The following is a 24,663-nucleotide window of genomic DNA, read 5'->3' as shown; positions in this document are numbered from 1 at the left end:
GGCGCCTGCCGTTCGTGCGAATTGCAGCGACACGCAATGCGAGAGCTCAACTGGGTCGACGCATCTCCCGGTACCGTCATTCCTGTACGATTGTCCAAGTCCAAATGAGGGGGGTGCGATGTCTGTCGACGATGCGATTGCGATGAATGAACTCGGCCGTAGGCTCGTGGCCGTCGGTAGGACGGATGAAGCGATTTCCTGGTACACGAAGGCCGCTCAAGCGGGAAATCGGGACGCCATGTTCAACCTCGGCCTCAACCTTGAACAGCGCGGCGACGTTGACCAGGCCCTGCAGTGGTACGTTCGGGCCGCCAACGCGGGGGATGACGACGCGATGCACAACGTCGCGAGCATTATGTTCCGACGTGGCCAAATCGAAGATGCGATGAGGTGGTTCGATTCAGCGGCGCGAGCTGGCAATGCGTCGGCGCCGGCACTCCTGCAGATGCTGCAGAGTGCTGTCGGTGGAGATGCCGATGCAATGCTTGGCCTCGGTGGGGTTTACGACAGTATTGGTGAACCGGATCTCGCAATCGCTTGGTTTGCGAAGGCAGCGGATGCTGGCGACACCGAGGCGGCTTGGGATGCTGGCGTGGTCTCACAAGCTCGCGGAGACATTAAGAGTGCACGCCATTGGTACATGAGGGCCGCGGAGGTTGGTTATCCCGACGCGATGATCGGGATATCTCAGGTATTCAGCCGAGACGAGATTCTCGAGTGGCTCCCGGGTGCAATCGCCAGCGGAAACCCAACCGCGAGGGCCTTCGCGCAACAGATTCGTCAAGACCTGGACTAGAGCGATTAGCCCCCACGGGCATGTCGAACAGTCTCGGTGACCAGGCAATGACGGCGCATGGTTTCGTGATCGCCTTGTCCCAGGTACCCTCGACCGTCATCGCTCGGTGCCGCGTGTACCAGGCGTGCCATGACTCAAGTCCGAATGGCAGGTCCTGCCACGTAACCCGGCTCTTCGCATTCAAGGGTGTAGCAGTGGCCTGAAGCCTCCGGCTTCGAGGAGTGACCTGGCGATGTAGTGGGTGAGGTTGCGGAAGCCGAGGGCCGAGCCGCGGAGGTGCTCGAGTCGGCCGTTGATGGCCTCGGTCGGGCCGTTGCTGGTGCCGGGGCGGTCGAAGAACGCGAGGATGTCGTGGGCTCGATGGTTCAGGGTCCGGCCCAGGCGTCGCAGCTCGACGAGCGCGGCCGGCACGCCGGTGCGTAGCGACGCGATGAGCGCCGCGAAGTCGGCGCGGGCGGCTGCGCGGTCGGGGTTGCGGTAGGCGGTGATCATGCGCTGGTAGACGCCCCAGGTGACCTCGACCTCAGCATGGTCGTCGGCGTCGAAGAGAGCGTCGAGGCGGTCCCACTGGCGGTCGGTGAGGAGCTCGAGTCCGGTGTGCAGGACGCGGCGGGACATGTAGAGCGGGTCGCCAGTGTGGCCGCGGTGACCGTGGATGGCTTGTTGGATGCGGCGTCGGCACTGGTCGAGTGCGTCGCCGGCGAGCTTCACGACATGGAACGGGTCCATGACCGCGGTCGCGGTCGGGAGCTCCTCGGCCGCGGCGGTCTTGAAGCCCGCGAAGCCGTCCATCGCGACCACTTCGATCTGCTTGCTCCACGACGGGTGGCGTTCGGACAGCCACGTCTTGAATACGGCCTTCGACCTGCCAGGGATCATGTCGAGCAGCCGGGCCGGACCGACCCGGTCGCGGACGGGGGTGAGGTCGATGATCACGGTGACGTACTTGTCGCCGAAGCGGGTGTGACGCCAGACGTGTTCATCGACCCCGATCACGGCGACGCCGTCGAAGCGGGCCGGGTCGTTGATCAGGCGACGGTGGCCTTCGGTCAGGACTGCGTCGTTGGCGGTGTGCCAGGCGACGCCGAGCCCCGCCGCGATGCGGGAGACCGACATGTGGTCGAGCACGAGCGCCTTGAGCGCCCACGTGAGCCCGCCGCGCGACACCTTCGCGCGTGGCTCAGCCGCTGGGCGAAGGTCGTCGGTCCAGAACCGGCGGCACGGCGAGCATCGGTAGCGGCGCACTCGCACCAGCAGCGTCGTGGGCCGGCCGCCGAAGGGCTCGTGTGCGAGGCGGCGGGCGATGGATCCTCGCGACTGTCCGCGCCCGCCGCAGCCACGGCACTGGTCGTCGACGGCGGCGACACGGCACTCGAGCGTCGCCCGGTCGGGTGCGACGTGCTGGCCCGTGACGGTCAGGCCGAGCGCGTCGAGGTTGCAGAAGGTCGTGAGGTCGGGCGCGCCGAAGGTAGCGTTGAGCAAGTCGAGGTCTTTCAGATGGTCAGTGTGAGAACTTCCATCCTGGAGGACCTCGACCCCTACCCCCGACCACTCACCGCAGAGAGCGCTACACCGTCAACTGCGAAGAGCCCGTAACCCGGGTGAGATCACGGCAGACGATCGCGTCGACCATCGTGCGAGCATCCGAGAATAGACGTCTTTCAAGACTCGGGCGTTTGAACAATGTCGACTCGACGGGCCACCTTGGTTTTGGAGGGCCAAAGTAGCGAGACACGCGCGACGGAGCGGTGGCCACATCCGCATGCGGGCTCCACCCATGTCCCAGGTGATGTTTCGCCTGGCTCGCGCGGCGTGTCGTGGCACAAGTCCAGTCCGCTACGACGGTGACCGGCCAATATGAGGAGCCTATGAGGCCTACTTCGCGGCTCACAGCCGCTTCACTCTTCGCGCCCCTCCTCGCGACTACGGTGGCGGCTTGTTCGGGCACGCCGAACTCGGATTCCGCCTACTCAGTACCGAACTGCTCGGAGCTCCTCAACGCTGCCGTTGCGTATGAGCGATCGGACGCGGGCGACATGAACTCCGTGCTGCAGGCGTTGAGCGACAACTGCTCGGATGAGTACGACATTGCTGTCGATTATGTTGCTCACGCCAGAGACAGCGAGTACGGCAGCGATTCCTGCGACGAGTTGCTCGGTTGGGGTATGCGCGCGGAAGCTGTCGAACTGCTCGAACAGGATGGATGGTGCAGTTTCAGTACGGCTGGCACGGCCGACGAGTCATCGTGGCGATCCGTGGGGCAGGGCGCGACGTGGCCCGAAGACGGTCTCGGATGGGATCAAGCGGCCGCGCACGTAGGAGAGGTGCAGCGCGTATGCGGCCCGCTGATGAGCAGCCGCGAGACCGAGCACGGCACGTTCGTTAACATCGGCGCGGATTATCCTTCCGTTGACCGTTTCACGTTCATCTTCTGGGACATCTACCTCGAACCGATCGACGCGGATGCGACGATCTGCGGCAGTGGTGAGATCTACCTCTACGAAGGCGTCACGCAGATGGAGATGACTGACCCGAGCGCTTTGGAGATCTGGCAGTAGACGACAATTAGGTCGACAGGACCTTCTCCGGGTGTTTACTGCCGCTATGCGGTTGCTGCCCCGACCGCGTATCCGTTGATGAGGCCGCCCGCGATCTGTGTGACGGGACCGCCCAAATCTACGCGCGAGGGGCGGGCTCGGTTCGCCGTCGTGCCATCTCCAAGGCACCCGTACTCGCCTTCGCCCCACGCCCATACGCTGCCATCGCTCTTCAGTGCGTAAGCCGTATCGGCGCTTGTCGCGATTTGTACAACGTTGGTGAGCCCGTCAACGAGCCCTGGCAGTGTCCGAGACGAGTTCTTTGCGATAGCAGCGAGGGCTGTGATGAACGGATCCGTTGAGGGGGCAGCGCCCAGTTGCCCGTACTCGTTGGCGCCCCAACTCCACACAGTCCCGTCTTCAGCGAGCGCGTAAGCGGAATTGCCGCGTGAGGTGATCTGGATCGCAGGCGGCAACTGCTCGACGATCGCCCACTGCACGTATCCGTTCATGAGGTCGAATCGCGCGACGTGATCGGGCCTGCTGTTGCCGTTTCCGAGCTGCCCGTTCTCGTTGCTGCCCCATGCAACGACCACTCCCGAGCGTCCGAGCGCATACGCGGCACGGTACCCGGCGGCGATCGAGACAATTCCGCCAGTGGCTTCGGCCAGTTCTGCGATGCTGTGGCACTCACCCATGCCTCCGTCTGGAGTCATGAATCGGAAGTTGAAGACCTCGGTCGGCGTTGGCACGGCTCCCAGGTCGAAGCCGTTGCCGCACTCGCCCGCGCCGTTTGCTCCCCACGACCACACTGTGCCGTCGGACTTCAATGCGTACGCAGTGAACTCACCAGCCGCGATCCCTACTACATCCTTCAAGGCGACGATGCGGTTCGGCCGTAATCGGCCTTCTTGACTGCCGTCACCAAGCTGGTACCCGTTGTTCGCGCCCCACGCCCAGACCGTTCCATCGCCGCGAAGTGCGTAGCCCGATGCAACTCCCGCTGCGACGGCGACTACATCGCTAAGCCCGTCGACGCGTCCAGGCTTGGACCTCGAGGTCCGACTCCCGTCGCCCAATTCGCCGTTCTCGTTGCTGCCCCACGCGAGGACTGTTCCGTCAGCGCACCGCGCGAGCGCAAAGCTGTGGCCACCGCTTACCTCGATGATCTCGGAAGTCGTTCGGAGCGGGGCTGGGCGGTGAACGCCCGGGCCGCGCCCGTCTCCGAGTTGGCCGAGGTCGCCCGGGCCCCATGCCCAAAGGGTTGACCCACTCGACTTACGAGGGCCTCGCCCGAACCAACCCATGCCGCCACCTCGCAACATCTCTTATGGAAACTGTTGGCAGGGTAGCCGAGGAGCCAGTTACACGACGGTATTGCCGTGGGAGCGTCGCGGCTGGAGCGCCCTGTGTCCGCATGCCTTCGATTATCCGATTGAGGGTGAGCGCGGCGGTCAATCAGTGAACACTTCACACGCCTAGACACAGCGGCAACGCCGCCACCGCGAACGCGTGGGCCTGTTGCCCGACGAGCCGCCGCGTCTCGCAGGAGGCCTGAACTGCAGTCTGCTCGATAGCGGCGACGGACTCCTCGAGCGCGTCCTCGGTGCGGGCAGAAACGGCGATGAGTCCCGTGTACCGCAGCACCCCGTGCCCGGCGGTGAGGTCCGACTCCTGCTGGAGCACGTCCTGGAACTCCGCAGCGCGCTCGGCGTCCTCGATCTGACCCATGCGGGCACGCTGGGTGGCGTCGGACATGAGCCCGACCTTCTTCTTGCGGATGTCGCGGGCGGCGACGTCGGCGCGCACGGGTGTGTAGATCATCGTGAAGGTGCGCTGGATGCCTGAGGTCAGCAGCAGCGGGCGTAGGAAGTCGGGGTACACCGACGAGCGGGGCCACTCCGACACCCACAGCACCGCGTGATACGCCGAGTCGCTCCGGAGCCTCTCCCACGTCTCGTTGAGGCCCACCGGTCCCGCCGTGGCCAACGAGCGGCCGATCTCCCCGTGCCGCTCGAGCGCCTGGCCAGCGGCAGGGTCGTAAGCCGAGCGGAGGATCACGGCAACCTCTCCCGGGCTGAGCCATCCCGTCGGGGTGATCTCGGCCGCGCGCAGCGCGGAGGCGAAGGTCGCCATCTCCTGGCGCAGGACTGCCGCCGTGCCCTTCATCCCGCCGCCTGCGGCGCGAATCTGACGCGCGCACGCCTTCATGTCCAGCGCGAGCGAGATCGTGGTGGCGTGGCGCTCGGTCGCGGGCCCAGCACGACCGATCAGCTCGCGGTAGTTCACCGCGGGCCACGTGTTGTCGTCCTTGCCGTATCGCGTCCACCATTCGGCCAGGCCGCTGCCCGAGTCGGGGAGGGTGCGTTCCGAGATCTGTACGCGCGCGATGCGCCCCGACCGGCACGCTGTGGCGAGCACGCGACCCCAGCCACTGACGCGCCGTTCCTGCTCACCAGGGTCGAGCAGCACGAACGCCGGGTGCGTCACTCCGATGACGGCAGTCAGGGTCTGAGCATGCGGATCGTGGATCATCGCTGCCCCGGTCTCGGGGTCCTCCCACTCGCGCAGCGCAGCCGCGTCGCCGGGCAGCGCCAGCGTTCCTGCGGGCCGCGGCTTGACCACGTGATGCCGGAACACGAGCTGGCCGCCGGTGGCCCGCCACACCCAGCGGCCGGCGACAGGCAACCATTCGATCACCTTGCGGCCGCCGACGGGCACGAAGGCGACGATGGCCGCGGTCAGCCAGATCGGGGAGCTCGACGCGACGACGAGGGCTCCGCCCGCGTAGATCGCGGCGACGAACGTGATGAGACCGACCGCCAGCACGATGACCTGGGGCAGCGACAACCCGAGGATGACGCCTCGCTTGGCCAGGCGGGAGAACTGCACCGGAGAGAGGCGCACCGGCGGGGCACCGTGGTCGATCGCCATGGGAGCCGTCCTTTACACGGAGGTGGGTTGGTCGACGGGTGGCCGCGGCGGTGGCGGAATGGGGGACGATGCGCGGGGCACGGGCGTGGATCCGGCGGGGCGGGGCAGTGGCGGGGCCGCAGCACGTGAGCGGGTGGCGCGCCGGGAGAGTCAGGTGCGTTCGGGATCGCCGAGTCTGCATGCCCCGCCGCCGCGCCGCCGACCGCAGCGCCCGCCTTTGGTCCCGCAGTGGCGGTCGCCTTCGCGACACCCGTGGCCGCGACGGCGGCTACGACGGGTCCGGCCGCAGCGCCGGCCCCAGACGCAGCGCCCGAGCCACCGGCACCCGCCGTCACTGACCCTCCACCCGCTGCCGACGCGGCGGCGGGCTCGGCCGCTGGCATCGCGGTCTGCGCACCCGCGGCGGGCATCGTCCGGCCGGGCGTGGTGGGCGGCGCCGCACCAGCACCCCTCCCACCGCCACCGCCGTCGAGCACCGACCGGGCGGCCTGAGGCATCGCGGGCGCACGCACGGGGATCGGCCGGTTGAGCGCGGACTTGGCCTCCTGCTCCGTCGACATCGCGTGATACATGTCCACACCCACGAACGAGATGAACTTGTACGTCATGTAGGGCGCGAACGCCGCAATGAGCAGCACCACCACCCCGGCGATCGGGTCGGAGATCGATGCGAGGTCGAGATCGATGGGCGCGGCCGTCTGGTTGATCGCGACGAGGAACATCACGACGAGCACGAGCTTCGAGAAGATGAGCGCGAGGACGAACGCCGCCCACTTTCCCACCCATCCGCGGGGGGCATCCCACGTCATGCCGGCCAGTGCGATCGGCGCGAACACGATTGCGACCAGTAGCAACGCCTTGCGGATGAGCAGCGAGAACCAGACGATCGCTGCCGCGGCGACGGCGAGACCTGCGAGGAAGATCGTGACGATGGCTCCGACACCGGGGGCGCCGATGTTGACGGCCACCAGCCCGCCCATCATCATCGCGAGGCGTTCGCCCATGCCCTCCATGGTGTTGCCGGTCGCTTGGACGATGCCGATGGCGATCTGATCCGTGACCTCGAGAAGCGTCGCGGTGAGCGTGATGACGATGAAGGACCCGAGCACCGACTTCCCGAGTCCAATCGCCGCGCGACCGAGGGCCCCCGGGTCGCGGTGCACGAGCCCTGTGATGAGCTGAAGGCAGAAGAAGATCAGCATCACGAAGACCGCGACGCCGAACAGCACGTTGTAGACGGTCAGGTAGTGCTGCTGGGTGACGTCGACGAGCGTGGTGGTGTCGAAGACCGCCCACACTGCCTCGAAGATCCATGCGGCCGCGCCCGCGAGAGCGGATGCCAGCCAGTCGAACGGTGCCGAGATCAGCGATGCGGTGCCCTCGCCGACGGTGTTGCATACCTCGGCGATGACGGGGATGTCGCACACGCTCGCCATGGCGGTCCCTTCGTCCGAAGGCCTCGGCTAGACGGTCTGGCCGACGTTCCAGAAGAAGTTGACGAGCGTTACCGCCGCGCCACAGAGGATCGCGGCCCCGCACGAAACGAGGACGCCGAGCTTGCCGCGGGCGGCGAGGTGCGGGTTCGACGAGTTCGCTCCGTAGCCCGAGGTGACCGACGAGATGATCAGGGCGAGCACGGCGAGGATGAGGCCGATGGTCATGACCGAGCCCACGATCGTCTGGAGCTGGTCGATGCCGGGAAGGCCGTTGCTGTTGGGGTCGATGTCGATCACGAGGTGCTCCTGTCGAGGTCGAAGAGAAACCTGCCTGACAGGTACGCGAGGCGCCCCCGCGATCGACAGCGGAGCCGTCTCTTAGCAGTGCCCAGACAGTCACGCGAGCGACTGTGAATGGCTCTGGCGCGAGTCCAGTGGACCGCCTTGCCACCTATTGGTGCGGCTTGGGGCTGTCGCTGTGTGCCTGCTATCGTGCTCGACACGCCTCGGCTCCTCCTGCTTCCTCTGGAAGCAGTGTCTCCAAACACTCCGGTGGGGAGCCGGGGCTCCTTCGTTCCCGTAGATGACTTGGGGCCCCAATGGCTGTGGCGCGAAACCGGCTAGATGGCAAAGACCTCAATGCCCAGGCGTACAACGAGGGCGCGGTCGTTACGAGAGCTCACATTGACGGATTCTTCGGCGATATCGTGCACCGGCGTTCTTGCGGGCTGCGGGACACTCGCGCATTGGTAAGCGAGGTGGACGGTCCAACTTTGCTAGAAGTCTTCGACCGGGTCGCGTCGGGTGAGTCCTTCGGGCAAACCACGTTCTGCGAGGTCTGTTGTCTCGTTCAGTACGGCAGCCCGCTCGGGATCGGGTACTTGCGAGGACGGCCGCGTCTGAATCGCGCGGGCGTCCGTGGCGTCGAAGTTTGCCCACACTGCTTCCTCACGTCGTGCGACTGCGAGAACTGACCGGCCCGCCGCCGGCTCTTGATCGCTACTTGCCTGACAGCGCGCACTTCGGGTGATCGCTACACGGGTCAACGAGCCGTCAAGCACCCCTATGGCCTGACTAGCGGTTTGTGCCGCGATCGCGAGTATCGGCGCGAAGGGCCGGGCGGAACAGCCCAGACCCTGGCAAGACACGGCGCGAGGTGCGGCGCCTCCTTCACCGCGTGGCGGCAGGATCAACGAACTCTGACACCTACAACGTCTCGCCGACGCCGAGAAGGAAGTTCATCAAGGCGACAGCGGCACCCGCGAGCGCCGCTGCGCCGACGGCGACGAGGACGGCGGTGCGAGCACGAATCGCGAGCTGGTAGTTCCCGCTCGAGGTTGCGACGCCCCAGACAATCGCGGAGACGACCAGCATGAGCACCGCGAAGATCAGCACGTAGGTCAGCAGCGCGCCGACGATGGCGCGAGGGGGTCTGCCGTACTGAGTGGTGACATCTGATCTGGCTTGCCCGTGCGGGCGGCCTGGAAGGATGTTGCTGTGCCTAAGCCCTACCCGAGTGAGTTCCGTGACGACGTGGTCCGTTTCGCGTGGAACCGTGGGCCCGGTGTCACGATCGAGCAGATCGCCCGTGACTTCGGCGTCCATCCGATGACGCTGCAGAAGTGGATGCGTCGCGCCGACGTCGACGAGGGCGTCAAGCCCGGTGTGAGCCGCACCGAAGCCGCCGAGACCCGTGAGCTGAAGAAGCGGATCCGGCTGCTGGAGCAGGAGAACGAGGTCCTGCGCCGTGCCGCCGCCTACCTGTCGCAGGCGCACCTGCCGGGAAAAGGCTCTACCCGCTCGTGAAAGAGCTCGCCGCTGACGGGATTCCCGTCGCGGTGACGTGCCGGGTCTTGAAGCTCGCTCGCCAGCCCTACTACCGGTGGCTGGACAGCCCTGTCACCGATGCTGAACTCGTCGCTGCGCATCGCGCCAACGCCCTGTTCGACGCGCACAAGGACGATCCCGAGTTCGGCTACCGGTTCCTCGTCGATGAGGCCCGTGTGGCCGGTGAGCCGATGGCTGAGCGCACCGGCTGGGCGATCTGCCGTGACAACGGCTGGTGGTCCACCTTCGGTAAGAAGAGCCGGGGCAAGAAGGGCAAGGCCGGCCCGCCGGTCCACGACGACCTCGTGCAGCGGGTCTTCACCGCGGACGCACCGAACCAGGTGTGGCTGACGGACATCACGGAGCATCGGACGGCTGAGGGCAAGCTGTACCTGTGCGCGGTCAAGGACCTGTACTCCAACCGCATCGTGGGGGACTCGATCGACTCGCGCATGAAGTCCCGCCTGGCCGTCAACGCGCTCAACAATGCGGTCGCACGCAGGGGTGATGTCGCCGGATGCGTGCTGCATAGCGACAGAGGATCGCAATTTCGTTCCAGGAAGCTGGTCCACGCTTTGCTGCGCCACGGCATGGTCGGATCCATGGGCCGCGTGGGCGCTGCTGGCGACAACACGGCCATGGAGTCGTTCTTCTCGCTGTTGCAGAAGAACGTCCTCGACCGCCGCACCTGGGACACCCGCGAGGAGCTCCGCATCGCGATCGTGACCTGGATCGAGCGGACCTACCACCGCCGACGCCGACAGGCAGCCCTGGGCAAGTTGACGCCCATCGAGTACGAGACCATCATGACCACCAACGTGGCCCTCGCCGCGTGACTAGCCCCTGTCACCTATCGGTGCGGCAGACCCGACCGGGTTGCGGCAGCGGCATTGGAGATGCGACGCGCTCAAGGCTCGGAGGTGCCCGCATGTGTCAGATGACCTGGCTAGGCTCGGACCGGTCGACGGCCAGGCCTGGTCGACCTATCTTTCGGCAACGCGTCGCCGGCGTCCGGCGGCATTCCAGGGGGCGCTAGATGGAACACGACATGTTGGCCGGCTCGCTCGGCGAAGTATTCGCTGGGAGGATCGAAGGACGATTCTTCGTGCCGTCCTATCAACGTGGCTACCGATGGGGTACGGCGGACGTGCTGCGGCTTCTCGATGACGTCTGGACCAGCGAGGGGGACAGGTACTACCTCCAGCCCGTCGTGGTGAAGCCCGCAGGCGATGATCGCTGGGAGCTCATCGATGGCCAGCAGCGACTCACGACCCTGTATCTGATCATGCACTTCATGCAACGGGCCAACCTTCAGAACCAAGGGCCTGGCTACTCGCTCGAGTACGAGACCCGACCCGGTAGCGAGGCTTTTCTCAGCGAGGTCAACGTCGATCTTGCCGGCGAGAACATCGACTACTTCCACATGGCTGCCGCGTACCAGACGATCGAGCAGTGGTTCGATCGGCACGGCACGCTGCGCCAGTACGTCGCGAACAAGTTCTACACGCTGCTCTTCGAGCGCGTGGTCGTCATCTGGTACCAGGCGTCAGCCCACGACGACTCGACAGACTTGTTCACGCGTCTCAACGTAGGCCGGATACCGCTGACGGACTCCGAGCTCGTCAAGGCGTTGGTCCTGGCCAAGACGAGGGAAGTGATGCCCGGCACGGGGCGCGCGGAGGAAGTCGCTGCCCAGTGGGACATGATCGAGCGGCAGCTGCAGCGTCCCGAAGTCTGGGGCTTCGCGGCTGGCGGGCTACAGCCGCCGTCGACGCGCATCGATTTCCTTCTCGATGCCATGGCAGGAGGCCCGACCGGGCGTGACCGCCCTCGGTACTTCACCTTTGAGACCCTGCGCGCTCGCATCGACCCACCCGAGGGCGCCCCGTGGCCACTTGCGTTCTGGCAGGACGTACTTGATATCCACGCCACCATGATGTGGTGGTTCGAGGACCGCAGCCTCTTCCACAAGGTCGGCTACCTGATGTACCTGGGTGAACCCTTCCGCGAGCTCATTGAACTCGCGGCGGAGTTGCCCAAGAGCGAGTTCGATGAGGCTCTGACCGGCAAGATCTCGGCGCGGCTTGACCTCAGTGAGGACGAACTTGGCGACATCGGGTATGAGCATCGCGCATCCAAGTGTGGCGACGCACTGCTCCTAATGAACATCGAGACCGCACGTACGGCCGCATACGCGCACGCGCGCTACTCCTTCAGCGAGCATCACGCGCAGCGTTGGTCCCTTGAGCACATCCACGCTCAGAACGCCGAACCGCTGCGTCGAGCCGAGCAGTGGCGAACCTGGCTCGCGGACCATCGCGCGGCCCTCGATGGCCTCGACGCGATCGACGGTGCGCAGCGCGAGAGAGCCGTCGCCGAGGTGGACCGTGCGCTCGGGGACCTCACTGAGGCATCCTTCCGCGCCGCCGAACTCGCGGTGACGCGACTTCTGACTGCTGAGAATGGCGGCGGGGATGATGTGCACGGCCTCGCCAACTTGGCACTGCTCACGTCCGGAGACAACGCCGCGCTGAGCAACGCGGTCTTTGAAGTTAAGCGTCGTACGCTCATCGAGCGCGACCGTCAGGGCGCTTACGTGCCACCCGCCACGCGCCAGGTCTTCCTTAAGTACTTCACGGACGCGGACGCTCAGCAGCCGCACCTGTGGACCGAGACCGACCGGGCCGCTTACCTCGATGCGATCCGCAGCACCCTGCGGCCCTATCTGCGCACGACGAGCCAAGGAGCCGAGCTGTGAAGGGCGAGATTGCTTCGTACAGCGGACTCTTCCGCGACAGCGGGATCTCGCGCATCGAGATCCCGTTGATTCAACGCGACTACGCCCAGGGTCGGGAAGGCGTCGCTGTCCGAGACATCCGCGACGGCTTCCTCGAAGTCTTGGCCAACGCGGTCGAGTGCGGCGTGCCCGTAAGCCTCGACTTCATCTACGGCGACTTTGCCGACGGCGTGTTCCGGCCCCTGGACGGCCAGCAACGCCTCACTACCCTGTTTCTGATCCATTGGTATGCCGCGTGCCGCACTGGCGAGCTCGAGCACCGTGGGACGTGGGCGAACTTCAACTACGCCACGCGGCCCAGCGCCCGTACCTTCTGCGAGCGGCTCACCGACCCGACCGCGATGGCCAGCGGCGAGCCATCGTCACGTTGGCTCATGGACCAGCCGTGGTTCGCCTTCGACTGGCGCCACGATCCCACCATCAAGGCGATGCTGGTCATGATTGACGCCATCGCGGAGCGCTTCGACGCAATTGACCCGCACCTGATTTGGGAGCGACTCACACGGGAAGACGGCCCGGTCGTCAGCTTCCATACGCTCCAGATCAACGAGGCACGCCAAGGCGACGACCTCTACATCAAGATGAACTCCCGCGGGAAGCCACTGACGCCGTTCGAGAACTTCAAGGCGCGCTTCGAGGGCACGATCGCGCACACCGGTGAGCGCGCCAAGGAGTTCGCCCGCAAGGTTGACGTCGACTGGTCCGACATGCTCTGGCCCCACAGGGGCGACGACGACATCGTCGACGACGAGTTCATGCGCTACCTCGGTTTCCTCATCGAGGTCTGTGAATGGCGAGACGGGACTGTCACGAGCGGGCCACTCGGGCCCCGCGCGTACGCTCTGTTCGGGCCCGAAGCGCCCCGTTGGGAAACGCACCTCACGTTCGTCTTCGACGCCTTCGATACGTGGTTGGGAGCGGAGATCCCTGACTACTTCGGCGAAGTCTTCACCACCGCGGCAGCAGCCCCGAGCAACGATCAAACGGAGCCGACAGCGATCCCGCTGTTCGGTCGCGGCGCACAATCCGACCTATTCACGGCCTGCTGCCGGGACTACGGCGAACTCTGGCACTCCAAGGCCCGCGCCTTCAGCCTCCAGCAAGGCATCTTGCTCTACGCGGTCCTCATGCACCGCATCGGACACACAGACGAGCCGATGGCTCGTCTCCGGGCATTGCGCAACATCGTCGAGTGGTCCGGTGACGAGATCCGTCTCGCTGACATGCCCGCGATTCTGAATGACGTCGACCGTCTGATGATTGACGGCGACCTCCAGTCGATCTCAACGCTGAACCAAGCGCAGGTCGCCGACGAGATCGCGAAGGCCGAGTTCCTCGCATCGAACCCGCACCTCGAAGGGGTGATCCACCGTTTGGAGGACCACGACATGCTGCGCGGCGCGCTCACCTCGTTCGACCTGGACGATGCACGGCTCGCGGCGCGCGCGGCGGCGTTCGATGCGGTGTTCTCACACGAGGGCCATTGGGCCGACGCTTCGGCTGCGTTGCTCACTTTCGGCGAATATCAGCGCACCGTGCCACGCTCGACCAAGTCGCTCTTCGGTACGGCGGCTATGGGCCAGACACAGTTCTGGCGCGATCTGCTCGCTGGCGGTCAGCGCGACCGCATCGCGTCGACTCGCGATGCTCTCATGCAGTTACTCGACGCGGTCGCGGAAAGCGATGTCGCTCCGACCGTGACGATGCGGGACATTCGCGCCGCTTGGCTCGCCGACCGCGAGGAGGCGAGGTGCTTCGACTGGCGCTACTACTTCGCGCGCTACCCCTCGATGCGGTCAGGCGACTCAGGTATCTACGTGCGTCACAGCGAGGACATCGGATACAACGTGCGCATGCTCATCAAGACTCAACTCAACAGCTGGTACCGCGACCCGTACCTGCTGACTTTGTGGGAAGAGTCCGGCCGACCCGACAAGATTGAAGACCCCTGGTACCGCGGGAGTGAGCCGGAACGCTGGTTCAAGTTCCGCCGCAAGAGCGCTGAGGTTCGCTGCGTCGACGATGGTTGGGCCGTTCGGCTTCGCAGCGCGGGCCAGAAGAGCGGGCCGCGATTCCTGCAGATCATGGAGTCGCTGGGCTGGGTCCAGGTTGGGCCATATGAAGGCCTGATTCCAGTGACTCAGCGCGAAGTCGGTGGGCAGATGGTCGACAGCGTGGATCGCATCACGGTGGGGCGAGAAATCGTTGGGAGGCTCCTGGCCGATGGGTTCTAGGCACGGGGATCGGGGGCTGATGCAACGGTGATTGACGTCCACCTTCGCTGGGGCAGACCCGATCGCACGGCCGAGAAGTCCACCATGCGTTTCGGCTTCGCGTTCCCCCACGCGGCCGCTATCCAGAGGAACGCTCGGGGCACGTAGACCGCGACAGTCGGGCGTCCAGCTCCGTTGTCGTTCTCGGCTACCGGGGTGGTGTCGCCGGTAGGGTGAGCCCGTGGTCACGTACTTTGGTTCGCGCGAGGAAGCCGAGGCGAGCATCTCCTCCCAGGCTGCACTGAGCCCGGCTGCCGCGGCGGTCGCTGCGACGCTCGCTGCTGTCTTTGGGCGCGACGCTGCGGCGACGTTGAGCCCCGTCAATCAGCCACTCGCGTCGGTCCAGCCTCGCACCGCGATGCACGCCGTCATCGGCGAGTTGCGTTGCACTCTGTATGCCGACCCGACGGTCGTCAACGTGTTGACCCCCGGCTCGGACGCCGAAGGGCATCTACGCGCGCGTGCACTGGACGGCAACGCCATCGTTCCGCACCCGAAGGGGAACCGCTTCTATGCGGGAGTCCGCTACGCCGCGCGGATACCGACTCGCCCGGATGACGATGCGGAGCTGCTGCTGCGGCGGCTCGTCGGGCTTCGCCTTCACACGGTCTCGGGATCGGTGAACAGCGTGCTCCACGTAGGCAGTCGTGATGTGGTGGTCGCGACTACGCGCTCGCCGGAGGGCCAGCGAGTACCGATCGCGGACGTTGCAGCGGGCCTCGAGCTGTTGCACGACCGCGGCATCGTGGAGGTCACCCCGGATGTTCTCGGCTACCGCAGTGCGTTCATTGGAGCTGTGCTCTTGACGATCCCGGGGGCTCGTATTGTCGAGGGCAGCCCGGTGAGGGTGGAACTCGCCGACGAGGGTGAGGCGCCAGGTCCCGAGAGCCGTGCGCCGGAGCTCGTGCCTGGCCCTTTCCAAGGGGATCTCGATCGCCCGGTGACCGCCAAGCAGAGGCGCGAACAGCAACGACTGCGGCAGTTCCTGCTCGCTGGGCGCGCCGATGCGAACTGTGCGCTCTGCGGCGAGGTGTATCCCGCGAGGTTCTTGTGGGCGTCGCACATCAAGCGGCGATCCGCGGCCACGCCTGACGAGATCCGCGATCTGGGCAGGATCGCCATGCTGGCCTGCGTCTTCGGGTGCGACGCGCTGTTCGAGGACGGTTACGTCGCCGTGCAGGCTGGCGTCATCATCGGCACGCCGGCGGTCGCTGGCTCATCGGCGATCGGGCGCCGCATCGCGGAGATCGCAGGCCGGAAGTTCGAGGCCTACGAGGCAAGCGAGCAGTACTTCGAATGGCACTACGAGCACATCTTCCGACGTCAAGACCCGTGAGCTGCGCCGCCCTACCTGCGGCTGCGCCACCATGACGTGGTCGCGATGCAGTGTCGCCAACCGTCGCTCGAGGGCACGAGCGCCATCGAGTTGCGTCGCCTCGTGAAGGAGGCGCTGCGCATGCACCCGGCGGACGGACAGATCCTGAGTAAGGCACCCCGCCCCATCGTGGGGGCCCGCCAATTCACGAGTCACACCCGGACGGGATCGCCGGAACCCACGCTGCCAGCCGAGTGGAGGTCTGCCAGCGGTTGGGTCTGCCGAAGTGGGTGGCGGCGTCCGGGGCGGTCTCGCGACCTCATCGAATTGCCATCAGATTCAACCGGGACCAACCGGAAATCACGGGGCACAGTCGGAATGCGGGAGCCGCCACGTTCCCGATTAATCCGAGGGAACTCGCGAGATTCCAAGACAACCGCAAAGTTTCCGGAAAGTGCCCGGTCCCTGCAAGGGGTCGCAGGTTCAAATCCTGTCAGCCCGACGTGACGAAGGGCCGTTCTTCCTGGTAGATGCCGGGAAGGGCGGCCCTTTCTCGTCGCCCTCTTCGCGGCGGGCAGGGCCGGTTGTGGCCACCCCGAAACTCATGGCCGTTTCGCTGACACACAGGTGCACGAAAGCGTCAAAGAACGAGCACTCGTGTGTCAGCGAGCGCGGCCGCGCAGGATGATGACGCCGACGGTGTCGACGGTGTCGTAGCGGACTCACCAAGACTTGCCGAGCAGGTCGATGCGGGGTGCGCCCATGGGTAGTGCTTCGGGGGCCTCCGCGGGATTCGGCGGTCGTTGGCGCGGTGCGGCCGTTCGTGGTTGTAGACCTGCTGGAACGCGCGCAGCAGGGCCTGCAGGGCGTCCAAGGTGGCGGCGTCGTTTCGCGCGGAGAGTCATCGTTTGGGGATCTGGTGGAAGGTCCGGGGGGCCTCAGGGATACCAGGACCTTCTTGGATGCGGACGCGTGATACGGCGTTCGCACACTTGGGCCCTTGGGTCCTGCTACATGCGGGGATCAAGACGCAGAGTCCCGCACCCGACCGCACGTGCCGGGCGTCTGTCACCGACGCGTCGACACGGTGACAGTGAACTTGGCGTTGCGCGCGACCTGCTCGGTGGGGCCGATCGTTCGCTCGAGCAGCGGGCGGTACCTGAGCCCAGAGTTCCACACGCACCACAGCTGACCTCCGGGGCGCAGGACCCTGGCCACATCGGTGAACATGCGAGGCGCGATGAGGTCAGTCACGGCCGCCGCCGAGTGGAACGGCGGGTTCAGCGCGATGAACGATGCACTGGCGGAAGGCCTCGCGCCCAGCATGTCGTCACGCGCCACCGCAACCCGGTCCTCGATGCCGTTGGCGAGCATCGTCGCTCGCGCAGAGGCTACGGCGATCGCCGACTGATCGGACGCGTACACGTGCGCGCCGGGATACTGCGTCGCCATCCACGCGCCAACGATCCCGGTGCCGCAGGCCAGGTCGATGAGGGGATCGCTTGGCGTCCCGCCGACGGGGACGTAGGGAAGGTTCTCGAGCAGCAACCGCGTGCCGATGTCGAGCCGCGCGCCCGCGAAGGCGCCGCCGTACGCCCGCACCTCAAGTCCTGCGACCCGCACCGCGGCGGGAGCGGGATCGCGGCCATCCCGAGGCGCGCGGGCGGAGAGCACCCGAGACTTCTGCCGCGCATGGCTGACGTCCAGCTGCCCGAAGTGCTCGCCGAGCACCGTGTTCATCGACACCGACATGTGCTTCAGCCGCCCTCCCGCGACGACGACCACGTCGGCGTCGGCGTGTGCGGCGATCAGGCCGGCGATGTCCCGCAGCGCCTCGAGGGAGCGGGGCAGGCGAAGCACGACAACCCGTGCCCCGCTCACCAGGCTCGCGTCCAGGGGGACGATGCGGAAGTGGTCGGCCAGCCCTAAGCGAGAAGCGTTGGCCTCAAGCGCGCGCTCGCCGGTGATGGCGTCGAGGTGCGCGCGAATCCCGTCGGCGCCGGCATGTGCCGCCCCCAGGGTGAGTGCGCCGTAGGCATCGTTGATCACCGCAACGTCCCCCGGCTGCGCGGAAGCGCGCAGTTCCGCCGACTCGTCGAGGATCAGCCGATCCGCAGCGTCGACGGCGACAAGTCCAGGCGCCTCGACATCGGGCCAGCGCCGTAGCGCGTCGAAGATCTCGCTCACGGCGTCACCTCGCCGTCACTGTGAGGAGCGGCACCGGTACGCGGCTCACGCGCCGGGGGCACCTCCTTGGCGGCGATGATGGTGTCGCCGACGATCCGCACGGTGCCCCGCCTGGTCTCGACCACCACCTCCTCGGCGGTCACGCTCACCAGAGCGCCCAGCGCATCGGTCGCCTGGCCATCGGGCAGCAGGTACCGCACCACCACCCGGTGGCCCGGTGCGGGCAGGCGGATCATGCCGTCACCACTTCGACGGCGCGTAGTCCTTGAGGAACACCCCGAAGAGGTCCTCGCCCGCCTCCCCGCGCACCACAGGGTCGTAGACCCGCGCCGCGCCGTCCACCAGGTCCAGCGGCGCGTGGAAACCCTCCTCGGCAAGGCGCACCTTTGTCGGATGGGGGCGCTCATCGGTGATCCACCCGGTGTCCACCGACGTCATGAGGATCCGGTCCGTCTCGAACATCTCGCGGGCGCTTGTGCGGGTGAGCATGTTGAGCGCCGCCTTCGCCATGTTGGTGTGCGGATGGCCCGGGCCCTTGTAGCCGCGCTCGAAGACGCCCTCCATGGCGGAGACATTCACCACGTAGGAACGCCCGCTGGACGATGCTGCGGCCGCCGCCGCGAGCGACGAGCGCAGGCGGTTGATCAGGATGAAGGGCGCGGTCGAGTTGCAGAGCTGCACCTCGAGCAGTTCCAGCGGGGTCACCTCGCCGACCGCCTGCACCCATGAGTTGGTGTCGTGAGTGTCAGGCACCAGCCCGCCGGCGTCGATCGCCGTGCCATCCGCGAGTCGCTCGAGCGACGAGGACCCGGGCGCGAGGGCCAGCTCGGTGAGGCGCTGGGCCGACTGATCGGCCACCTCGCCATGGTGCGCCGAGGCCAGCAGCGGATGCACGGCGATGCTCGCCTCGATGCCGCGCGGATGCGCATCGTTCGAGGGCCCCAGCGTCAGGAGGTGAGGGCCCTTGCCCTCCTCCCACAGCCCGGGCGAGAGCGGCACGGACTCGGCGTCGACCAGGGGCGCGTACGCGCCGGGGGAGCGGCGCACCGTCTGCGCCGCGTTGTTGATCACGATGTCGAGCGGGCCGTCCGCCGCGACCGCATCGGCAAGCGCCACCACCTGCGACGGGTCGCGCAGGTCGATGCCGACGACGGTGAGGCGGGACAGCCACTCCGCCGCGTCGGGCATCGCCGCGAAGCGTCGCACCGCGTCCCGGGGGAAGCGCGTGGTGAGCGTGAGCGCGGCACCGTCGCGCAGGAGTCGCAGCGCGATGTGCATCCCGATCTTCGCGCGGCCGCCGGTGAGCAGGGCGCGACGGCCGCGCAGGTCGGTGCGCGCGTGACGCTTGGCGTGCCCCGTTTCCGCGCAGGCGGGGCACAGCTGGTGATAGAAGGCGTCGACGGTCGTGTAGTCCTGCTTGCAGATGTAGCAGGGACGGGGCTTGAGGTAGGTGCCTGCCGTCGGTGACGCCACGCGCGCCTCGAGGGTCAGCCCCCTGGTCTCATCGTCGATGCGATCCGCCGCGCCCGTCGCGGTCGCGGCCACGACGGCGGAGTCCGCCGCAGCGATGGCGGCACGACGGTCCTTGCGGCGACGCTGCTTCACGGCCTTGATCATCGCTGCCGTGGCGTTGCGCACCGCGGTGAAGTCGGGGTCATCCTCGTCAACGTCGCCCAGCGACGCCAGGACCCGCAGGGTGACCTCGAGGTCCGCAGGATCGATGACGTGCGGGGAGGAGGTGTGGGCGGAAGTGTCAGGCACTTGGACGATGGTACCGGCGACACCGGATGCGCCACCGTCAGGTCGCGTCATGGCCGGCGGAGGATCTCCTCGCGGCGGCCCAGCAACTCGGTGACTCGCGTCGAGATCGCCACGGCTTCGCCGTCAAGCTCGCCGGCGAGTTGAGAGAGCCGCCGACGAAGGTCCTCGGCACGTGCCTTGGCTTCGGAGATGCGTTCCCTCACCATCCAGTCACTGACGATGTTGTCGAACAGCACGTCGAAGACCGCCAGAGTCTCAGACACCTCGACGCCGTCGATCGCAGCGCCCCCGATGTCGGCGAGCTCCACGGAGAGCCGCTCGAGGGCTCGATTGACCTCCCTGAAGGCTTCGGTCGCGTCGTTGATGCTCGAGTGCTTGACCATGTCGGCGACGAGTCCTCCGCCGAAGAACGTGTCATACGTCGACCATCCGCCCGCACTGTCGAGCTTCGCGAGGGCCGTGTCGAGTGCGGTCCTCGCCGCACGCAAGGCATCGACCGCCTCCGCGACCTCCCGATGGCGTGCCTGGGTGACGCCCAGCTGTTCCGCCAGCGCCGTCAGCTCTTCCGCGTCCCGCCCACCGACCGCGAGGACCGCAGTTTCATAGGCCGCAAGGGCATCGGCGTAGGAGCGATCCGCTCCTTGGAGGGCATCGTGCTCGCGGCGAACTCGCGCATCCTCAGCGATGGCACTGTCGAGCCGCGACTGTGCGGAGGCGACCGCGATCGCGGCAACGTCCGCCTCGGCGCGTTCGATGGCGAGGCGATCGGCCGTGTTTCCGCGTAGCGTCGCCCACAGCTTCGTCAGCGATGCCTCCTCCAGCCGGCGCACCTCGGACAGTTCGACCTGCAACGCGCTGTGCAGTTGGGCCAACTCATCGCGCCGGGTCGCCACGAGCGCCTCGGTGGTCTCAAGTTGGACCGCCAACTGCCTCTGGCGGGCACGGTTCTCCGCGGCGGCACGGACGGCTTCAGCAAGCTCAACCAGGGAAGATTCACTCACCCGGCCACTGTGCCATACCGCGTGAGGAGAGGCCGCGAACCGTCGGGCCGGTCATCCGGCCGGCTACTCAAGCGTCGCCGCAGCAGGCTGCCCGTCAGCCTCCCCAGCATCGTCCATGCCCTCCGCGGTCGCCCGCAGCACTGGTGGAGCGCATCGTCGGCGTGACGCACGACGTGATGGGGTTCGCCGCAGAGCGGCGCTCGGGTGGTGTTCCGCTACGGCGATCGCAGTACGCGATGCGTGGAGCTCGATCCGAGCTCGAGAATCGCAAGATCCTATGCGCGAAGCGGCTGCGCACCAACCGCTCTCGCGGTCACGCCCGTAGGCTGACCGCGCAACGAGAATCCCTGGGGAGGCACTTCTATGAGCGACTTTGCTGCCGCGCTCGACCACACGTTCACCGCGCCCATCGGCGTCGAGGTCAAGGGCGAGACCTGGACCTGCGTCGAAGTGCCCGGATCGGCGGAACTGTTCGGCACCAAGAAATCGCTGCGCGTCGATGCGGTGGTCGACGGCGTGCCGATGCCCAACACGGGCCTCATGGTGACCGGCCGGGGCGGGCACATGCTCTCGCTCAACGCCAAACTGCGAAAGCAGCTGGGCAAGGACCTCGGCGACACCGTCACGGTGACGCTCGAGAGGCGGCTGTCGTGACGGACGCGTGGCTGCCCGCGGGCTTCGACCACCCGCGGCGCGTCGACCTGGTGGACGGCGTGCACCTGCGCCCGATCCGCGCGGAGGACGTCGACATCGACATGGTGACCGTGATGGCGAACCGCGACATGCTGTGGGCGATGTACGGCGAGGCGTGGGAATGGCCTCCTGCCGACATGACTCATGAGCAGGACCGCGAGGACCTCGCGCGCCACGCCCGCGAGATGGAGGCGCACGAGTCGTTCAACTACGCGGTCCTGACGAGCGCGGAGGACCGACTCCTGGGATGCGTGTACATCGACCCGCTTCCCGCGGGGAGTGACGGCCAGCCCGCCGCGGAGGTGTCGTGGTGGATTGCGGCCGACGCCCCGAAGCCGTGGCGCGCGGCGCTCGACGCCTTCGTGCCGCGCTGGATCGCCTCCGCGTGGCCCTTCGGCGAGGTCTCCACGCCGTTCCAGCATCCGCGAAGCGGGGCATAGGCCACGAATCGGCACGCTGCGCGATGCCGATGCGCAACACGCGTGAGACGTGCCTCACAGACATGTGGGGGAACGCCTGGTCCACCCCATAGGCTCAAATCATGCTCGACATCGACACGCTGAGGTTCGTGCAGGCGATCACCGCCGTCTGTGCGTTCCTGCTGGTCTATGCGGGCACCTATCGACGCATCCGGGCTCCGTACGCCGGGTGGTGGAGCCTCGCCGTCATCGCATCGAGCACGTCGACCGTGACGTACCTCGCCGCCGACCTCGTGGGCACCCGCGCGGCGAGCGGGATCGGCAACGGCCTCGCTGTCGTCGGGGCAAGCATGATCTGGGCGTCCGCGCGGTCGCTGCGGAACACGCGCACGCAATGGTGGGTATGGGCCGGGCCGGGAGTGCTCACCGCGGCGGTCTCGGCGCTCGAGGTGCCTCAGGGCGAGGCGTGGCCGGGCGGCCTCACGCTCCTGCTCGGCATGGCCGCCATGACGGGTCTCGCCGCCGTCGAGTTGTGGAGCCTCGTGCGCGAACCGCAGCCGCGACGGTCAGTCGGCGAGCCCACCGAGGCGCGAGTCGCCATGGTGGCCATGGCGGTCACCGCCACCACCATCGCCTCGTTCTACCTGGCGCGCGGCATCGTATTCCTGACGCAGGGTCCGGACTCGGCGCTGTACCAGGACTGGTTCGGGCCCCGCATGACGACTCTGCTCGTCACGCTCATGCTGGTCGTGGTGACCTACACGGTCGCGGAGTTGTCGCGCTACGAGATGTCGCATCACTGGCGCTACCGCGCAGACCATGACTCGCTGACCGGGCTGCACAATCGGGCAGCATTCCAGGACCGCGCGGTTCCCGCCCTCAACCACGCGGCCGGGCACGGCGAGACAGTGGCCTGCGTCGTCGCCGACCTCGACCTCTTCAAGGAGATCAACGACTCCCGCGGACACGCGGCGGGAGACGCGGTGCTGGTGGCCTTCGCCGATGCCTGCCGCGCCGCGGTGCGCACCGACGACGTGGTCGCGAGGCTGGGCGGCGACGAGTTCGTGGCGATCCTGCCGCACGCCGATGCGCAGGTGGCCACGCGCGCGATCGAGCGCATCTCGACCGAGTTCGCGCTTGCAGGGGCCGCCGAGCCGCTATGGCCCACCGTGAGCTTCGGAGTCGCCGTGGGCGGGGGTGGATCCCTCGACGAGCTCATGGCACGCGCGGATCAGGCGCTGTACGGCGCCAAGCGGGCCGGACGCGCGCGGACCGTGGTCGCGGCGCCTCCCGAGGCGCGGTAGCGCCGCGTAACGCGAGCCAATAGCCGTGCGTCACCCACCCGCGCAGGGCTAGCGCGAGTCGCGCTTGGCCTGCCGCCGCGCGCGGCGCGAGCGCCCGACGCCACCGGGCAGAATGGGCGCATCCCCGTCACGCGACCGTCAGGAGCGCTCATGTCCGCCGTCACGATCCACACCACCACCGCCGGCTCCCTGCCGCGCTCTCCCGAGTTGGTCGCGGCGACGCGCGCCCTCGAGACGGCAGAGGACGGCTTCACCCTGATTCACACCCCGGAGTACACCGAGCTCGCCGCGACGGCGGTGCGCGAACTTGTCGGCCGGCAGGTCGAGGCGGGCATCACGATCGTCGGCGACGGCGAGTACGGCAAGGCGATGACCACCGCGCACGACTTCGGTGCCTGGTGGTCGTACTCATTCCAGCGAACCGCAGGGCTCGAGCTTCCCGGCCCCGACGCCGCTCCTCCCGCCCCGGTCCGCTCCGAGCCGGGTGCGCCCCGCCTCACCTCGATGACGGACCGCCGCGACTGGGTGGCCTTCGCTGAGGCGTACGGCGACCCCACCTCGGGGGTCCTGCTTGGCGAGCCGCCCTTCTGGCCGCTCACCACCGGGGACCTGGCGTACCGCGGCCACGACCACGTGGCCGCGGACACCGCCAACCTGCGCGCGGCGCTCGACGCTCACGGCCTCGAGCGCGGCTTCATCACGTCGCTTGCGCCCGGCTCCGCGGCGAGAATCGGCAACACGCGCTACGCGAGCGACGAGGAGCACATCTGGGCCTGGGCGGACGTCATGCGCGAGGAGTACCGGGCGATCGTCGACGCGGGTCTCACGCTGCAGATCGACGATCCCTCGCTCGCCGAGAGCTGGGACCAAATCAATCCCGAGCCGTCCGTGGCCGACTACCGCGCCTTCCTGCGCACGCGCATCGACGCACTCAACCATGCGATCGAGGGCCTTCCGCGCGAGCAGGTGCGTCTGCACCTGTGCTGGGGATCGTGGCATGGGCCGCACACCACGGACCTCGAGCTGCGACACATCGTCGACCTGATCCTCGAGGTCAACGCAGGCGAGTTCTCCTTCGAGGCGGGCAACGTGCGCCACGAGCACGAGTGGAAGGTGTGGCGCGACGTCGACCTGCCCGCTGGCACGGTTCTGCAGCCGGGCGTGGTCAGCCACGCAACCAACGTGGTCGAGCACCCCGAGCTGGTCGCGGACCGGATCCTGCGCTTCGCCGAGATCGTGGGCCCCGAGGGCGTCGTGGCGTCGACCGACTGCGGCCTGGGCGGTCGCGTGCACCCTCAGATCGCGTGGGCCAAGCTCCGCGCTCTGGGCGAGGGCGCACGCCTCGCGGCGCAGCGGATCGGCGGATAGTCAGGGGAGCGTGAG

At 67.3% G+C, this 24,663-nt stretch carries 20 protein-coding genes; 10 read left to right on the top strand and 10 right to left on the bottom strand.

All coding sequences use genetic code 11. From position 1 onward, the window contains the following. Window positions 1-118: 118 nt before the first annotated feature. Window positions 119-796 carry a tetratricopeptide repeat protein gene (locus ABEA62_RS01975; protein ID WP_286216060.1) on the top strand — a complete coding sequence of 226 codons (678 nt, stop codon included), beginning with the start codon at window positions 119-121 and terminating at the stop codon, window positions 794-796. Between the two features lie 180 nt (window positions 797-976). On the opposite strand, the gene ABEA62_RS01970 is transcribed toward ABEA62_RS01975, so the two are convergent. Then, window positions 977-2,278: an ISL3 family transposase gene (locus ABEA62_RS01970; protein WP_286216058.1), complete on the bottom strand. Its 1,302-nt coding sequence runs from the start codon at window positions 2,276-2,278 to the stop codon at window positions 977-979. A gap of 554 nt (window positions 2,279-2,832) precedes the next feature. On the opposite strand from ABEA62_RS01970, the gene ABEA62_RS01965 reads away from it, so the two are divergent. Continuing rightward, the gene (locus ABEA62_RS01965; RefSeq protein ID WP_286216056.1) at window positions 2,833-3,354 is read left to right on the top strand and encodes a hypothetical protein; all 522 of its coding nucleotides are present in this window, start codon (window positions 2,833-2,835) and stop codon (window positions 3,352-3,354) included. Window positions 3,355-3,398: 44 nt separating this feature from the next. On the opposite strand, the gene ABEA62_RS01960 is transcribed toward ABEA62_RS01965, so the two are convergent. The 5 genes from ABEA62_RS01960 to ABEA62_RS01940 form a co-directional block, all read right to left on the bottom strand. Then, window positions 3,399-4,640, bottom strand: coding sequence for an RCC1 domain-containing protein (locus tag ABEA62_RS01960; RefSeq protein WP_286216055.1), 1,242 nt, complete (start codon window positions 4,638-4,640; stop codon window positions 3,399-3,401). 163 nt (window positions 4,641-4,803) lie between these two features. Beyond that, a complete protein-coding gene (locus tag ABEA62_RS01955) occupies window positions 4,804-6,183 on the bottom strand; it encodes an SCO6880 family protein (RefSeq protein WP_345378271.1) in 1,380 nt (459 codons plus the stop codon). Then, complete coding sequence (locus ABEA62_RS01950; RefSeq protein ID WP_345378269.1) at window positions 6,075-7,703, bottom strand: conjugal transfer protein TrbL; 1,629 nt, start codon at window positions 7,701-7,703, stop codon at window positions 6,075-6,077. Before ABEA62_RS01950 ends, ABEA62_RS01955 begins: the two co-directional genes overlap by 109 nt. 27 nt (window positions 7,704-7,730) lie before the next feature. Beyond that, a complete protein-coding gene (locus ABEA62_RS01945) occupies window positions 7,731-8,000 on the bottom strand; it encodes a DUF6112 family protein (RefSeq protein WP_286216052.1) in 270 nt (89 codons plus the stop codon). 909 nt (window positions 8,001-8,909) lie between these two features. Then, the gene (locus ABEA62_RS01940; protein ID WP_286216669.1) at window positions 8,910-9,122 is read right to left on the bottom strand and encodes a DUF6112 family protein; all 213 of its coding nucleotides are present in this window, start codon (window positions 9,120-9,122) and stop codon (window positions 8,910-8,912) included. 78 nt (window positions 9,123-9,200) lie between these two features. Here ABEA62_RS01940 and ABEA62_RS01935 point away from each other — a divergent pair. The 4 genes from ABEA62_RS01935 to ABEA62_RS01920 all read left to right on the top strand — a co-directional run bounded on the left by ABEA62_RS01935 (window position 9,201) and on the right by ABEA62_RS01920 (window position 15,936). After that, window positions 9,201-10,366 (top strand): IS3 family transposase gene (locus ABEA62_RS01935; RefSeq protein WP_286216051.1). Its coding sequence is split into 2 segments (ribosomal slippage): window positions 9,201-9,485 and window positions 9,488-10,366, totalling 1,164 coding nucleotides; the frame shifts between segments, so codons are not numbered across the junction. 212 nt (window positions 10,367-10,578) lie between these two features. Continuing rightward, the gene (locus tag ABEA62_RS01930) at window positions 10,579-12,288 is read left to right on the top strand and encodes a GmrSD restriction endonuclease domain-containing protein (RefSeq protein WP_345378264.1); all 1,710 of its coding nucleotides are present in this window, start codon (window positions 10,579-10,581) and stop codon (window positions 12,286-12,288) included. Next, window positions 12,285-14,561, top strand: coding sequence for a DUF262 domain-containing protein (locus ABEA62_RS01925; RefSeq protein WP_286216048.1), 2,277 nt, complete (start codon window positions 12,285-12,287; stop codon window positions 14,559-14,561). Before ABEA62_RS01930 ends, ABEA62_RS01925 begins: the two co-directional genes overlap by 4 nt. 220 nt (window positions 14,562-14,781) lie before the next feature. Beyond that, complete coding sequence (locus ABEA62_RS01920) at window positions 14,782-15,936, top strand: hypothetical protein (protein WP_286216046.1); 1,155 nt, start codon at window positions 14,782-14,784, stop codon at window positions 15,934-15,936. Window positions 15,937-16,983: 1,047 nt separating this feature from the next. Here ABEA62_RS01920 and ABEA62_RS01915 read toward each other — a convergent pair. From ABEA62_RS01915 to ABEA62_RS01900, 4 genes are read right to left on the bottom strand one after another with little or no spacing between them, the layout of a single operon-like run. After that, window positions 16,984-18,102 carry a class I SAM-dependent methyltransferase gene (locus ABEA62_RS01915; RefSeq protein WP_286216044.1) on the bottom strand — a complete coding sequence of 373 codons (1,119 nt, stop codon included), beginning with the start codon at window positions 18,100-18,102 and terminating at the stop codon, window positions 16,984-16,986. Continuing rightward, window positions 18,099-18,338, bottom strand: a complete 240-nt coding sequence (locus ABEA62_RS01910) for a putative acetyltransferase (RefSeq protein ID WP_286216042.1) — start codon at window positions 18,336-18,338, stop codon at window positions 18,099-18,101. Before ABEA62_RS01910 ends, ABEA62_RS01915 begins: the two co-directional genes overlap by 4 nt. 4 nt (window positions 18,339-18,342) lie before the next feature. Then, window positions 18,343-19,914, bottom strand: a complete 1,572-nt coding sequence (locus ABEA62_RS01905) for an SDR family NAD(P)-dependent oxidoreductase (protein ID WP_345378260.1) — start codon at window positions 19,912-19,914, stop codon at window positions 18,343-18,345. Next, a complete protein-coding gene (locus ABEA62_RS01900; protein ID WP_286216041.1) occupies window positions 19,911-20,864 on the bottom strand; it encodes a coiled-coil domain-containing protein in 954 nt (317 codons plus the stop codon). The genes ABEA62_RS01905 and ABEA62_RS01900 overlap by 4 nt, the downstream gene beginning before the upstream one ends. Before the next feature lie 363 nt (window positions 20,865-21,227). Between ABEA62_RS01900 and ABEA62_RS01895 the strand changes: the two genes are divergently transcribed. The 4 genes from ABEA62_RS01895 to ABEA62_RS01880 all read left to right on the top strand — a co-directional run bounded on the left by ABEA62_RS01895 (window position 21,228) and on the right by ABEA62_RS01880 (window position 24,648). After that, on the top strand, window positions 21,228-21,518 hold the full coding sequence (locus ABEA62_RS01895; protein WP_286216039.1) for a DUF1905 domain-containing protein: 291 nt from the start codon (window positions 21,228-21,230) through the stop codon (window positions 21,516-21,518). Continuing rightward, a complete protein-coding gene (locus ABEA62_RS01890) occupies window positions 21,515-21,997 on the top strand; it encodes a GNAT family N-acetyltransferase (RefSeq protein WP_286216037.1) in 483 nt (160 codons plus the stop codon). Before ABEA62_RS01895 ends, ABEA62_RS01890 begins: the two co-directional genes overlap by 4 nt. Window positions 21,998-22,098: 101 nt before the next feature. Beyond that, complete coding sequence (locus ABEA62_RS01885) at window positions 22,099-23,280, top strand: GGDEF domain-containing protein (RefSeq protein ID WP_286216036.1); 1,182 nt, start codon at window positions 22,099-22,101, stop codon at window positions 23,278-23,280. 150 nt (window positions 23,281-23,430) lie between these two features. Beyond that, window positions 23,431-24,648 carry a cobalamin-independent methionine synthase II family protein gene (locus tag ABEA62_RS01880; RefSeq protein ID WP_286216034.1) on the top strand — a complete coding sequence of 406 codons (1,218 nt, stop codon included), beginning with the start codon at window positions 23,431-23,433 and terminating at the stop codon, window positions 24,646-24,648. Window positions 24,649-24,663 lie beyond the last annotated feature (15 nt).

It is taken from the genome of Demequina sediminis (genome assembly GCF_039545075.1).
Lineage (GTDB): Bacteria > Actinomycetota > Actinomycetes > Actinomycetales > Demequinaceae > Demequina > Demequina sediminis.
This window is presented reverse-complemented; position numbering and strand designations above follow the sequence as displayed.